General features: G+C 59.7%; 12 protein-coding genes. 2 read left to right on the plus strand and 10 right to left on the minus strand.

What is annotated here, in order from left to right:
- Positions 1-208 precede the first annotated feature (208 nt).
- From KL786_RS24845 to KL786_RS24890, 10 genes are all read right to left on the minus strand, one after another.
- Complete coding sequence (locus KL786_RS24845) at positions 209-2,170, minus strand: DUF7844 domain-containing protein (RefSeq protein ID WP_215519303.1); 1,962 nt, start codon at positions 2,168-2,170, stop codon at positions 209-211.
- Positions 2,167-2,487: a DUF2388 domain-containing protein gene (locus tag KL786_RS24850; protein WP_032862675.1), complete on the minus strand. Its 321-nt coding sequence runs from the start codon at positions 2,485-2,487 to the stop codon at positions 2,167-2,169. Before KL786_RS24850 ends, KL786_RS24845 begins: the two co-directional genes overlap by 4 nt.
- Before the next feature lie 26 nt (positions 2,488-2,513).
- Positions 2,514-2,822 (minus strand): DUF2388 domain-containing protein, encoded by a 309-nt coding sequence (locus tag KL786_RS24855; protein ID WP_032862676.1) that lies wholly within the window; start codon positions 2,820-2,822, stop codon positions 2,514-2,516.
- 186 nt (positions 2,823-3,008) lie between these two features.
- A complete protein-coding gene (locus KL786_RS24860; RefSeq protein ID WP_215519304.1) occupies positions 3,009-3,329 on the minus strand; it encodes a DUF2388 domain-containing protein in 321 nt (106 codons plus the stop codon).
- 330 nt (positions 3,330-3,659) lie between these two features.
- Positions 3,660-3,875 (minus strand): DUF1127 domain-containing protein, encoded by a 216-nt coding sequence (locus tag KL786_RS24865; RefSeq protein WP_007911656.1) that lies wholly within the window; start codon positions 3,873-3,875, stop codon positions 3,660-3,662.
- Positions 3,876-4,193: 318 nt separating this feature from the next.
- Complete coding sequence (scpC, locus tag KL786_RS24870; RefSeq protein WP_215519305.1) at positions 4,194-5,687, minus strand: succinyl-CoA:acetate CoA-transferase ScpC; 1,494 nt, start codon at positions 5,685-5,687, stop codon at positions 4,194-4,196.
- Positions 5,688-5,867: 180 nt separating this feature from the next.
- The gene (locus tag KL786_RS24875) at positions 5,868-7,304 is read right to left on the minus strand and encodes an NAD(P)(+) transhydrogenase (Re/Si-specific) subunit beta (RefSeq protein ID WP_215519306.1); all 1,437 of its coding nucleotides are present in this window, start codon (positions 7,302-7,304) and stop codon (positions 5,868-5,870) included.
- Entirely contained in the window at positions 7,304-7,624 is a 321-nt protein-coding gene (locus KL786_RS24880; RefSeq protein WP_003233786.1) for an NAD(P) transhydrogenase subunit alpha part 2, read from the minus strand. The genes KL786_RS24875 and KL786_RS24880 overlap by 1 nt, the downstream gene beginning before the upstream one ends.
- Before the next feature lie 15 nt (positions 7,625-7,639).
- Positions 7,640-8,761 (minus strand): Re/Si-specific NAD(P)(+) transhydrogenase subunit alpha, encoded by a 1,122-nt coding sequence (locus KL786_RS24885; RefSeq protein WP_065942441.1) that lies wholly within the window; start codon positions 8,759-8,761, stop codon positions 7,640-7,642.
- Positions 8,762-9,210: 449 nt separating this feature from the next.
- A complete protein-coding gene (locus KL786_RS24890) occupies positions 9,211-10,110 on the minus strand; it encodes a LysR family transcriptional regulator (RefSeq protein WP_215519307.1) in 900 nt (299 codons plus the stop codon).
- 157 nt (positions 10,111-10,267) lie between these two features.
- Between KL786_RS24890 and KL786_RS24895 the strand changes: the two genes are divergently transcribed.
- Both KL786_RS24895 and KL786_RS24900 read left to right on the plus strand, forming a co-directional pair.
- On the plus strand, positions 10,268-11,449 hold the full coding sequence (locus KL786_RS24895) for an acyl-CoA dehydrogenase (protein ID WP_215519308.1): 1,182 nt from the start codon (positions 10,268-10,270) through the stop codon (positions 11,447-11,449).
- A gap of 13 nt (positions 11,450-11,462) precedes the next feature.
- Positions 11,463-12,683 carry a CaiB/BaiF CoA transferase family protein gene (locus KL786_RS24900; protein ID WP_032862682.1) on the plus strand — a complete coding sequence of 407 codons (1,221 nt, stop codon included), beginning with the start codon at positions 11,463-11,465 and terminating at the stop codon, positions 12,681-12,683.
- Positions 12,684-12,858: the final 175 nt, after the last annotated feature.

Here is a 12,858-nt window from a genome sequence, read left to right on the forward strand (position 1 = left end):
AGGTTGGCCAACCGGTCTATTGCCGGTAGTGAGGGCGATCCTAATCGTGAAAGCTTTCAGCCAGCTTTCGTTGGGAAAACAGGTCATCAGGTGGATGAGGTTCACTGTAGGAGCGAGGTTGCTCGCGAAGGTCGTGAACGATAAGGCGCGTTTGCGGGGCAAACGCAGTGTTCTCGGGTTTTTCGCGAGCAAGCTCGCTCCTACAGTTTCAAGGCAGTTGCAGCCCGCCAGCGGCCTTGTGCAGCGCGCGCAGATGTTCGCCGACCTGCTTGAGATTGGCCTCGCACGCTGCAATTTCCGCCGCCCGCGCGGGCTCCAGCAGCGCCCTCACCTCTTTATCCAGGTCGCCGGTCAACGATTGCAGCTGTTTCTGGCGCAAGGCGCTTTCCGATTCCAGGCGTTGCCATTCCTTGGGTTGGGGCAATCCATAACCGCTGCTGCCGAGCAACTCCGCCGGGCGGCTGAGGAAGCCACTGTTGGCGAGGATCTGCTGCAAGGTGGCATCGGCCTTGGCCATGCCGCCGTTCTTCAGCTCGCGGGCACCGAGGTAGCGTTGCTTGACCTCGTCCTGGGCAAGCATCAGTTGCTTGCGAAAGCTGGCCTGTTCCAGCAGCAGCAATGCAGCGCTGGTGCGCAAGTCGGCCTTGTCGAACCACGCCCTGCGTTGCTCGGCGCTCAAAGCCAGCCAGTCTTCGACCTGGGTCTGCGGGATCGGCAGATGCTTTTTCAGCACCTCGAACATCGCCTGGTAGCGCTCGCGGAAGGAGTCGAAGTGATAGCCCAGGCGCAAGGCCTCGCGGCGGTCGTCCAGCACGCTGGTGTCGGCCAGCCCACGGGCCTTGAGGACTTCCAGCAAACCGTTGGGGGTGATGTTGTCCAGGGCTGTCAGTTGCGGGTTGGCGCTGCCGCTGCGCAGCAGTTTCAGGCCTTCTACTGCACAGTTGTTGGAGAGGAAGTAGTAATTGCCGTCGTAGCTCCAGTGCATTTCGGCGGCGTGTTCGACCGTGTCGTTGATCTCCTGGCGCGTGAGAATCAGGGGCACGGAAGCCAGGCCGCGCAGTTCGGTCTTGGTGTATTCGTCGATCACCTGGGCCAGGGGCAGTACAAACAGGCGCGAAGGGTACTTGCCCACCAGGCCGTCCCAACTCGACAGCTGTACGTCACCGACGAATGCGCGGTAGGACAACACCAGGTGCTGGTCCAGGTCCAGGCGGCAATCCGGGCCACGGGGGCGGCCCGGCGCACAGATCACCAGGCGCAGCATGCTGTGGCCCCAGCGGCTCACCAGGTTCTGGTTGGCTTCGGCCAGCAGGTAGTCGATGGCGTATACGCGTTCGGGATCGACCTGGCCCAAGGGCGTCTTGGCAAAATCGTTACCGGCGTTGAGGAAGGCGAAGGTGTTGGCGCAGGTGTCCTTGGCTGGCGGTGCCCAGCCGAAGTGTTGCTGGTAGTAACGGTACAGCGCGGGACGGCGGCACGCGTAGCTCGGGTCAAGGAGGAAGTACTCCATGTTGACCGCGACGAATTCCTTGGGGTTGGTGATTTCGTACAGGTCCGGGCTGCGGGCCACTTGCCGGTTGTGTTGCTCGCGCTCGCCACGGCGGCCGACGTATTGCGGCCAGCCGGCGAGGTCGAGCAGGCGCGGGTCGTCGCTGAGGGTGAAGCGCCGGTCATTCTGGCCACGGCATTGATCGGGCAGGCCAATCAGGCCGGTGATGTTGTTCTGGCGGCTGCAGCGCTGGATCAACGAGCGCTGGTCCCTGGGCCACAGGCGCGCGCGATCATAGATATGGGTCAGCTCATGCAGCACGGTGGCGAGCAATTCCCGGCGCACGGTGCCGTGGGGGCGCTGGGTCTGCTGGGCGGCGGCGGTGCCGTCAGTGAGGCTGGCCAGCAGCTTGCGATTGAGGTCCAGTTCGGACACCAGTGACGCCTGGCCATAGGCATTGGCGGGCATGTCGTCGGTCCAGCCGACGTCGATGCGCCGATCCAGTTGCTCGATGAAGCGCGGCGGCAGTGCCTGCATGGCTTCATCCAGCAATGCCTGGCTGGCCTGCTGTTGGGCGGGGCTCAAACCATCGGTCTTGAGCCGTAGCTGCAGGCTGGCCTGGGCGGCGCTGCTAGCCAGCAGCACCGTCGCAGCCAAGAGCCAGGCGGTGAAGCGCCTCACAATGCGAGGATGGCTTCGGCGAGGACCTGGTCGCTGGCGTCGCGGGCTTCTGGCACGCGGGTGCGCAGGGTATCGAAGGCGGCTTCCAGTTGCGCGCCACGGATATCGCCATTGCTGGCGACAAAGCTGGCGGCGTCATCGTGGGCTTCGCGCACGACTTTGGAGTCACGGATGGAGGTCGTGGTATCCGAAGTGAAATCAATGGTGCGGCCGAAGGCACGAACAATGATGTTACTGGTGGCCACCAGGGTTTGTGCCTGGGCGATATCTGCCAGCAAGAACAGGCCGAGAGCAGCTGCGATCAACGGGCGACGCATGGAATGACTCCAAAAGGTAAAGATGGTTATTGGACGAGAATTGCCTGGGCCAGTTCAAGGTCACTGGACTTAAGTTTTGGCTGGGCGCGACGCAGGTAATCCAGTGCGCTCTCCAACCGGGCGCCCCGCCATTGGCCATCAGTGGCAATGAACGCGGCAGCGTCATCCTGGGCCGCCAGTATCAGTTTCTGGTCGAACGGTGCCGACGTCACTTTACTGGTGGCATAGGCGCTGGCTACGAGGCCTTGGGTGGACAGGTCAAAGGCCTGGGCCGAGTTGGCCCCGCACATGGCCAGCACAGTGGGAACAATCAACAAACGGTATGAAAAAACCATGGGACTCGACAACTGAAAACGAGCGCCAAGGCTAGCGCAATGCCCGGGCGAGAGCCAGCGAGCAGGCAGACTACTGTAGGAGCGAGCTTGCTCGCGAAGAACCTGAGAGCGCAGTGTTTTAGCAGTGAGCCCCGCGTTATTGTTCGCGATCTTCGCGAGCAAGCTCGCTCCTACAGTGAGTCAAGGTCAGATGGCCAGGATCGCCTGGGCCAGTTGCGTGTCGGTGGCGGTATTGAGTTGTGGGGCCTGCTGGCGGATCTGCGCCAGGGCGCTTTCCAGCTTCACGCCACGGATGGCGCCTTCGCTGGCGACAAAGCTGGCGGCGTCATCACGGGCGGCGCGCACGACCTTGTTGTCGCGCAGGGACGATGTGGCATCGGAGGTAGCGTCGGAAGTGGCTTTCAGCGCGCCGACAATCGAGTCGGTGGTCACGATCAAGCTGGTAGCGCTGGCGTTGGCAGCGACGGCAAACAAAGCGGCAGCGCTCAACAAACGAAGACGGGACATAGGGTGACTCCTGTGTATGAAACGAAGAAGGTGACGCACGACTGATGACGCGATAGTAGCTGGCGCCCATCTGTTCGGGTAGTGCGTGATGGGAAGTCGTTGCTCGGCAGGGCAATTTAACCGGTACAAATTGGGAGTATCTTTATTGTACCTATTAACTGTTATGTTTTTTAAACTGTACTGGTTTGCATGGCAAGGAAGGCTGCCCTGCCGATTTTTCAGTCGCCCAGAAACAACAAAACCCGCCTCCGGTTACCCGGGGCGGGCTCTGCTACAACAATTCGGGGTGCTGGCGGTGGACCCTACAGGTCAGGGCCAGCGGGCGCTAAATCAGCGCCAGAACGGCTTGCTCAGCTCTTCGTAGCGTTGAGCTTCGCTGATCCCGGCATCGGCCAGCAAGCGCGAGTCCAGGCGAGCCAGTTGATGGCGGCTGGAGATGCGGCGCTGCCACAACATCAGGTTGGCGATAACGCGCAGAGGCAGGGAAGCCTGGGTGTTTACAGCTTTATCTTCGAAGAACAGTTCGGAACTGAGTGTACGTTCCATGATGACATCCTTCCGCTTGTGGCGGGATTAGGTAGTGGTTTAACTGATGCCAATGATCCTCCTCCGGCGCAAGACTCTCTAGATACAGTTCACCTGTATTGTGAGGGGCCAGTTAACTGTTTATAGCGGCTGTACTGTACGGAAATGGGGCAACTGTACCTGTCAGCACTTTATTGGTGCGTTTTAGGTGTTTTTGAGAAGGGATGTAGGGTTTTACGGTAGGAAATGACCGGTACAGTAGTACAGTTTTTTTCAAAAGTGCGGTAATCAGATCCGGGCGAATGAAACTGTATTTGCATCAGCCCGGATCTGTATCAATCAGCCTTTGAGCATATGCCCGGTTTCTTCCAGATTGATGTGCCAGCTCAGGGCATCACGCAGGATATGTGGCGTGTGTCCACCGATGGCGCAGGCGGCGGTGAAGTAGTTGTTCAGCGCCTCGCGGTAGTCAGGGTGCACACAATTGTCGATGATCACCCGTGCGCGCTCCCGTGGCGCCAGGCCGCGCAGGTCGGCCAGGCCGATCTCGGTCACAAGGATGTCGACGTCATGCTCGGTATGGTCGACATGGCTGACCATCGGCACCACGCTGGAAATCGCCCCGCCCTTGGCAATGGACTTGGTGACGAAGATCGCCAGGTGCGCGTTGCGGGCGAAGTCCCCCGAACCGCCAATGCCGTTCATCATCCGCGTGCCGCAGACGTGAGTGGAGTTGACGTTGCCGTAGATGTCGAACTCCAGCGCGGTGTTAATGCCGATGATGCCCAGGCGGCGCACCACTTCCGGGTGGTTGGAGATTTCCTGCGGGCGCAGCACCAACTTGTCCTTGTAGTGCTCCAGGTTGCCGAACACGTCGGCATTGCGCCGCTCCGACAAGGTGATCGAGCTGCCAGAGGCAAAGCTCAGCTTGCCAGCATCGATCAGGTCAAAGGTCGAATCCTGCAGCACTTCGGAGTACATGGTCAGGTCTTCGAACGGCGACTCGATCAGGCCGCACATCACCGCGTTGGCAATGTTGCCGATCCCGGCTTGCAGCGGGCCGAGCTTGTTGGTCATGCGCCCGGCATCGACTTCCTGCTTGAGAAAGTTGATCAGGTGATTGGCGATCCACTGGGTGTCGCTGTCAGGCGGCGTCACCGTGGAAGCGGAGTCGGCCTGGTTGGTGATGACGATGGCGACGATCTTTTCGGGCGGGATCGGGATGGCGGTGCTGCCGATGCGATCATCCACCTTGACCAGCGGGATCGGTGTGCGAGTCGGGCGGTAGGTCGGGATATAGATGTCGTGCAGGCCTTCCAGGTTCGGGTTGTGCGCCAGGTTGATCTCGATGATCACCTGTTTGGCAAAAATCGCGAAGCTGGCCGAGTTGCCCACGGACGTGGTCGGCACGATATGCCCTTGTTCGGTGATGGCCACCGCTTCGATCACGGCAATGTCCGGCAGCTTGAGCTGGTTGTTGCGCAGCTGTTCGACGGTCTCCGACAGGTGCTGGTCGATAAACATCACTTCGCCGGCGTTGATGGCCTTGCGCAGGGTGCTATCGACCTGGAATGGCATGCGGCGCGACAACACGCCGGCTTCGGTCAGTTGCTTGTCCAGGTCGTTGCCCAGGCTGGCGCCGGTCATCAAGGTGATTTTCAGGGGCGAGGTCTTGGCACGTTCGGCCAGGGCGTGGGGCACAGCCTTGGCTTCACCGGCGCGGGTAAAGCCGCTCATGCCGACGGTCATGCCGTCCTCGATCAGGGCGGCAGCATCGGCGGCGCTCATGACCTTGTTCAACAGCGAAGGCAAGCGGATACGATCACGGTACATGGATTGTTATCTCGGGCAACGGAGGCAAGGTGGGCAGTCTAGTGATTTCAAAGGCGTTCGTCCCGCTACCATGGTCGAATGCCAGGTCGCGATTTAGAGCCTTTGGTCGGGTTTTTCCCGTTAATAAAAAACCCCAGCCTACGGGAGGCCGGGGTTTCGGGTATTGCGCTGGAGCAGTGTTTATTCGACGGCCTTGACCATGTCTTCGATGACCTTCTTGGCATCGCCGAAGACCATCATGGTCTTGTCCAGGTAGAACAACTCGTTATCCAGGCCGGCGTAACCGCTGGCCATCGAGCGCTTGTTGACGATGATCGTCTTGGCCTTGAAGGCTTCGAGAATCGGCATGCCGGCGATCGGCGATTTCGGATCGTTCTTGGCGGCCGGGTTGACCACGTCGTTGGCGCCGAGCACCAGCACCACGTCGGCCTGGCCGAACTCGGAGTTGATGTCTTCCATCTCGAACACCTGGTCGTAAGGCACTTCGGCCTCGGCCAGCAGTACGTTCATGTGGCCAGGCATACGACCGGCGACCGGGTGGATCGCATACTTCACGGTGACACCGCGATGGGTCAGCTTCTCGGTCAGCTCTTTAAGTGCATGCTGCGCCCGTGCTACCGCCAGGCCGTAGCCTGGGACGATGATCACGGTGTCGGCGTTGGTCAGCAGGAAGGTGGCGTCGTCAGCCGAGCCAGACTTCACCGGGCGCGCTTCTTTCGAGCCCGCTGGCCCTGCCGCATCCGGCGCGTTGCCGAAACCGCCGAGCAGTACGTTGAAGAAGGAGCGGTTCATCGCCTTGCACATGATGTACGAGAGGATCGCGCCGCTCGAACCGACCAGGGAGCCGGCGATGATCAGCATCGAGTTGTTCAGCGAGAAGCCGATACCTGCCGCAGCCCAGCCGGAGTAGCTGTTGAGCATCGACACGACTACCGGCATGTCGGCGCCGCCAATCGGGATGATGATCAGCACACCCAGCACAAAGGCCAGGGCCAGCATCGCGGCGAAGGCGCTGAGGTTGCCGGTGAACATGAACACCAGGCCCAGGCCCAGCGTGGCCAGGCCCAGCACCAGGTTCAGCTTGTGCTGGCCGCCGAACTGTACCGGTGCGCCCTGGAACAGGCGGAACTTGTACTTGCCCGACAGCTTGCCGAAGGCGATGACCGAACCGGAGAAGGTAATGGCACCGATGGCAGCACCGAGGAACAGTTCCAGACGGTTGCCCGCAGGAATCGCATCGCCCAGTTGCTTGACGATGCCCAGCGATTGCGGCTCGACCACTGCGGCAATGGCAATGAACACCGCGGCCAGGCCGATCATGCTGTGCATAAAGGCGACCAGTTCAGGCATCTTGGTCATTTCTACACGCTTGGCCATGATCGAACCGGCGGTGCCGCCGACCAGCAGGCCGACAATCACGTAGCCGATGCCGGCAGTGGCAAGCTCTGCACCGAGCTTATAGATGAGGCCAACGGTGGTGAGTACCGCCAGCGCCATGCCGAGCATGCCGAACAGGTTGCCGCGGCGTGACGTGGTCGGGTGCGACAGGCCTTTGAGGGCCTGGATGAAACAGATCGACGCGATCAGGTAGAGCGTCGTTACCAGATTCATGCTCATTACTTTTGCACCTCTTCTTTAGCCTTGGGCGCTTTCTTCTTGAACATCTCAAGCATCCTACGGGTAACCAGGAAGCCGCCGAACACGTTTACCGCGGCCAGGGCCACGGCCAGGGTGCCCATGGTCTTGCCCAGCGGCGTGACGGTGAGCGCGGCCGCAAGCATGGCGCCAACGATCACGATCGCCGAGATTGCGTTGGTCACCGCCATCAGTGGCGTGTGCAGCGCGGGGGTGACGTTCCAGACCACGTGATAACCGACATAAATCGCCAGCACGAAGATGATCAGGTTGTAGATACCGGGGGAGATAAGCTCTTCCATCGTCTGAATCCCTGCTTAGGCGTTTTTGCGGATGACTTGGCCGTCGCGGCACATCAGGCACGCGGCGACGATGTCGTCTTCGAGGTTGATTTCAAACTGCCCTTCCTTGGTGAAGACCAGCTTCAGGAAGTCCAGCAGGTTGCGCGCATACAGGGCCGAGGCATCGGCAGCGACGGCACCGGCAAGGTTGGTCGGGCCGCAAATGGTCACGCCGTTTTCCACCACCACCTGGTCGGCGACGGTCAGCGGGCAGTTGCCGCCTTGGGCGGCGGCCAGGTCGATTACCACAGAGCCTGGCTTCATCTGGGCGACGGTTTCGGCGCTCAGCAAAGTCGGGGCCTTGCGACCCGGAATCAGGGCGGTGGTGATGACGATATCGGCTTGCTTGGCGCGCTCATGCACGGCCAGGGCCTGACGCTGCATCCAGCTGGTGGGCATGGGGCGTGCGTAACCGCCGACGCCAACAGCGCATTCGCGCTCTTCATCGGTCTCATAAGGCACATCGACGAACTTGGCGCCGAGGGACTCGATCTGCTCCTTCACGGCCGGTCGTACGTCGGACGCTTCGATGACGGCACCCAGGCGTTTCGCTGTAGCGATAGCCTGCAGGCCAGCCACGCCGGCGCCGAGGATCAGCACGCGAGCGGCTTTCACCGTACCGGCGGCGGTCATCAGCATGGGCATGAAGCGCGGGTAGTGATGAGCCGCCAGCAACACGGCCTTGTAACCGGCAATGTTGGCCTGGGACGACAGCACATCCAGGCTCTGCGCACGGGAGGTACGCGGGGCGGCCTCCAGGGCGAAGGCGGTGATGCCATGTTCGGCCAGTTGGGTGATGGTTTCGTTGCTGAACGGATTGAGCATGCCCACCAACACGGTGCCGCTTTTAATCAGCGTCAGTTCGCTGTCGCTGGGGGCGACCACCTTGAGAATCAGCTCGGCGCCAAACGCGTCGCTGGCACTGCCAATGGTTGCGCCTGCCGTTTCATAGGCACTGTCCACGACACTGGCTTTGATGCCTGCACCGCTTTGTACAGTGACCTTATGGCCCTGGCCGATCAGCTTCTTGATGGTTTCCGGGGTTGCAGCAACCCGCGTTTCACCGGTCTGGGTTTCGAGAGGAACACCAATGTGCACGTCAAATCTCCTGCATGATCTTTTTGCTTTTGATTTTTGTAAAAAGGCCAGTGCACCGCGAGTGGCGCAACTGGGGCGGCCGATCAGCACGACCCCGCTGAAATGACAGCAGGGCGCGGCATTTTGCAGGCGAACTTTACGGCCTTCAAGGGATTATGACGGGTGACGAAAAATTAACTACAAGTCACCCTGTGACTGATTGTCGCAATGTGCCGGAATAACCTCTTTAAATACAGGTGTTTAAAGGGTTGTGGCGAGAAAAGTCGATTTTTGCAATCGCCAACATGAATAGTGGGTCATGGGTGCTGAATAACCGCTGAAGAGCTGACAGCCATTGGCGTGCAGGCGTTTTAAGATGCCATCGGTACAGTCTGTCAAAAGGCGACATATACTTATATCTGTAGGGTTGTTAATTATCTGACTACAAGGTCAATAAAATGCGAGGCCCTCTAGAACTGGTGGCTGTAGCGCTGCGCCTGATCAATCAGCCAGTCTCGAAAGGCGTGTAATGACGCAGACTCTACCTTTTTCTCCGGAATCATCAGGTAATAAGCCTTGGTGCTGGTCAGCGCCTGCGGGTTGGCAATCACCAACTGTTTCTCGCTCAGCTCCCGTTGAATAAGGAAAGGCGGGATCAACGCAATCCCCATGTCATGCATGGCTGCCTGGGACAGCATGGAGAATAGCTCGTAGCGCGGGCCTGTCATGTCCCGAGGGATGTTCATCTGCTGGGCGTTGAACCACTGGCGCCAGGCATAGGGGCGAGTGGTTTGCTGCAGCAGCGCCAGTTCGGCGATCTCTTCTGCGCTGAAGTGCGAGCGGTTTTCCAGTAAGCGTGGGCTGCATACGGGGACCGGGTTTTCGCCCATCAGGCGGTGGGATTCGGTACCGGACCAGTCGGCATCGCCGAAATAGATCGCGGCGTCGAAGTCCGTGTCGGCGAACAGGAACGGACGGGTACGGTTAGTCAGGTTGACCGTGACTTCAGGGTGTTGCTGCTGGAAGTCCTTGAGGCGCGGGATCAGCCACTGGGTGCCGAACGTAGGCACCACCGCCAGTTCGATCACATTGGCGCCTTGCTGGCCCATCACTGACAGGGTGTCGCGCTCCACGGCGTCCAGTTGCATGGCCACCCGCCGACTGTAGGAAAGCCCCGCTTCCGTGAGCTTTACCCCGCGTCGCGAGCGGCGAAACAGTTCGACACTCAAAAACTCCTCAAGGCCGGCGATCTGCCGGCATATCGCGCCCTGAGTGATGGAAAGCTCGTGCGCAGCCTTGGTAAAGCTCTCGTGGCGGGCAGCCGCTTCAAAACTGACGAGGGCTGTGGTGCTGGGGATTTTCCTGCGCATGTACCGTACCCTCACAAATAAAAGGCAGTTTTGCCCTTCTCAATCGTTACGGAGTGAGAAATTAGCACAAGCCTATGCAAAAACCTCGTTTGCCCTCCTCGCCTGCTCGGCCTAGGCTCCATGCACGACTTTTGATTTACTTCGCGAGGACTCACTCATGGGCGCTAAGGCAAGCTTCAACTGGATCGATCCCCTGCTGCTGGATCAACAGCTCACCGAAGAAGAGCGCATGGTGCGCGACAGCGCTGAGCAATTTGCCCAGGACAAGCTGGCGCCGCGTGTGCTTGAAGCCTTCCGCCATGAAAAGACCGATCCCGCGATTTTTCGTGAAATGGGCGAGACCGGCCTGCTGGGTGCGATGATTCCCGAGCAGTACGGCGGCAGTGGCTTGAATTACGTCAGCTACGGCTTGATTGCCCGTGAAGTGGAGCGCGTCGATTCCGGTTACCGTTCGATGATGAGCGTGCAGTCTTCCCTGGTGATGGTGCCCATCAATGAGTTCGGCACTGAAGCACAAAAACAGAAGTACTTGCCCAAGTTGGCCTCGGGTGAGTGGATTGGTTGCTTCGGCTTGACCGAACCCAACCATGGTTCGGACCCGGGCGCGATGATTACCCGTGCGCGCAAGGTGGATGGTGGCTACAGCCTGACCGGCAGCAAGATGTGGATCACCAACAGCCCGATTGCCGATGTGTTTGTGGTCTGGGGCAAGGACGACGCCGGCGACATTCGTGGTTTTGTCCTGGAGAAAGGTTGGAAGGGGCTGAGTGCGCCGGCGATTCACGGCAAGGTCGGCCTGCGAGCTTCGATTACTGGCGAAATCGTCATGGATAACGTGTTTGTTCCTGAGGAGAACATCTTCCCGGATGTGCGCGGCTTGAAAGGTCCGTTCACTTGCTTGAACTCAGCGCGCTACGGCATCTCCTGGGGCGCTTTGGGGGCGGCGGAGTTCTGCTGGCACACCGCGCGCCAGTACACCCTTGATCGCCAGCAGTTCGGGCGCCCATTGGCGGCTACCCAACTTATCCAGAAAAAGCTGGCCGATATGCAGACCGAGATCACCCTCGCCCTGCAAGGTTGCTTGCGTCTGGGGCGCATGAAAGATGAAGGCACGGCGGCGGTCGAGATCACCTCGATCATGAAGCGCAATTCCTGCGGCAAGTCCCTGGATATTGCCCGTATGGCTCGCGACATGCTCGGTGGCAACGGCATCTCCGATGAGTTCGGGATCGCCCGGCACCTGGTCAACCTGGAAGTGGTGAATACCTACGAAGGCACGCATGACGTTCATGCGCTCATCCTCGGGCGCGCCCAGACTGGTATCCAGGCGTTCTATTAATAGGAGTGTGACCATGGGCGCGCTATCGCATCTGCGGGTACTGGATTTGTCACGGGTGCTGGCGGGGCCTTGGGCCGGGCAGATTCTTGCCGACCTTGGCGCTGAGGTGATCAAGGTCGAGCGGCCCGGCAGTGGTGACGATACTCGCGCCTGGGGGCCGCCCTTCCTGAAGGATGCGTATGGTGAGAACACCAGCGAAGCGTCCTACTACTTATCGGCCAATCGTAATAAGGAGTCGGTGACGATCGACTTCACCCGGCCGGAGGGGCAAAAGCTGGTCCGGGACCTGGCGGCGAAGTCGGATATCTTGATCGAGAATTTCAAGGTGGGCGGCTTGGCGGCATATGGCCTGGACTATGAGTCGCTCAAGGAGCTCAACCCTGAGCTGATTTATTGCTCTATCACCGGGTTTGGCCAGACGGGGCCTTATGCGGCGCGAGCGGGCTACGACTTCATGATCCAGGGATTGGGCGGGTTGATGAGCCTGACGGGGCGGCCCGAGGGTGATGAGGGGGAAGGCCCGGTCAAGGTGGGTGTGGCGCTCACCGATATTCTGACCGGGCTTTACTCTACGGTGGCGATTCTGGCGGCTATGGCGCACCGCGATCATGACGGTGGTGGCCAGCACATTGATATGGCGTTGCTGGACGTGCAGGTTGCCTGCCTGGCCAATCAGGCGATGAATTACCTGACGACAGGGGTATCTCCCAAGCGGTTGGGTAATGCGCATCCGAATATCGTGCCGTATCAGGATTTCCCTACGGCTGATGGCGACTTCATCCTCACCGTGGGCAATGACAGCCAGTTTCGCAAGTTTGCCCAGGTCGCCGGGCAGCCACAGTGGGCTGATGACTCGCGGTTTTCCACCAATAAGTTGCGGGTGGCCAACCGGGCGGTGCTTATTCCATTGATTCGCCAGGCAACGGTCTTCAAGACCACCGCCGAGTGGGTGGCCCAGCTTGAGCAGGTCGGTGTGCCCTGTGGGCCGATCAATGATTTGGCGCAGGTGTTTGCCGATCCTCAGGTGCAGGCACGTGGGCTGGCTATAGAGTTGCCTCACCCGCTGGCAGGCAAGGTGCCTCAGGTGGGGAGCCCCATACGGTTGTCCAAGACACCGGTGGAGTATCGCAGTGCGCCTCCTCTATTAGGTGAACATACGGATCAGGTGCTCCGGCAGGTGCTGGGATTGAGTGCGACCAATGTGGCTGCTTTGAAAGAGGCAGGCGTCATTTGAGGTGCTTCTTCTATATAGAGGGGGTTCGGCGGGTTGGTATATGAAAAGCTGGGTGTTTTTTAATCGATTCTAAGTAATTGATAGAAAAGCAAAATCAGGGGTTGACGGCAGATTCTGGAAGTCTATAATTCGCCCCACTTCCGGCGCAGTCGAAACGGAAAACTCCTTGGTAAAC

Origin of the sequence: Pseudomonas sp. TAE6080 (genome assembly GCF_018732265.1) — a bacterium.
Classification (GTDB): Bacteria; Pseudomonadota; Gammaproteobacteria; order Pseudomonadales; family Pseudomonadaceae; genus Aquipseudomonas; species Aquipseudomonas brenneri.

Bases quoted from the DNA above. Each gene is read 5' to 3' on its own strand.
- KL786_RS24850 (WP_032862675.1), bottom strand. From the start codon at position 2,487: ATGCGTCGCCCGTTGATCGCAGCTGCTCTCGGCCTGTTCTTGCTGGCA.
- KL786_RS24855 (WP_032862676.1), bottom strand. From the start codon at position 2,822: ATGGTTTTTTCATACCGTTTGTTGATTGTTCCCACTGTGCTGGCCATG.
- KL786_RS24860 (WP_215519304.1), bottom strand. From the start codon at position 3,329: ATGTCCCGTCTTCGTTTGTTGAGCGCTGCCGCTTTGTTTGCCGTCGCT.
- KL786_RS24865 (WP_007911656.1), bottom strand. From the start codon at position 3,875: ATGGAACGTACACTCAGTTCCGAACTGTTCTTCGAAGATAAAGCTGTA.
- scpC (WP_215519305.1), bottom strand. From the start codon at position 5,687: ATGTACCGTGATCGTATCCGCTTGCCTTCGCTGTTGAACAAGGTCATG.
- KL786_RS24875 (WP_215519306.1), bottom strand. From the start codon at position 7,304: ATGAGCATGAATCTGGTAACGACGCTCTACCTGATCGCGTCGATCTGT.
- KL786_RS24880 (WP_003233786.1), bottom strand. From the start codon at position 7,624: ATGGAAGAGCTTATCTCCCCCGGTATCTACAACCTGATCATCTTCGTG.
- KL786_RS24890 (WP_215519307.1), bottom strand. From the start codon at position 10,110: ATGCGCAGGAAAATCCCCAGCACCACAGCCCTCGTCAGTTTTGAAGCG.
- KL786_RS24895 (WP_215519308.1), top strand. From the start codon at position 10,268: ATGGGCGCTAAGGCAAGCTTCAACTGGATCGATCCCCTGCTGCTGGAT.
- KL786_RS24900 (WP_032862682.1), top strand. From the start codon at position 11,463: ATGGGCGCGCTATCGCATCTGCGGGTACTGGATTTGTCACGGGTGCTG.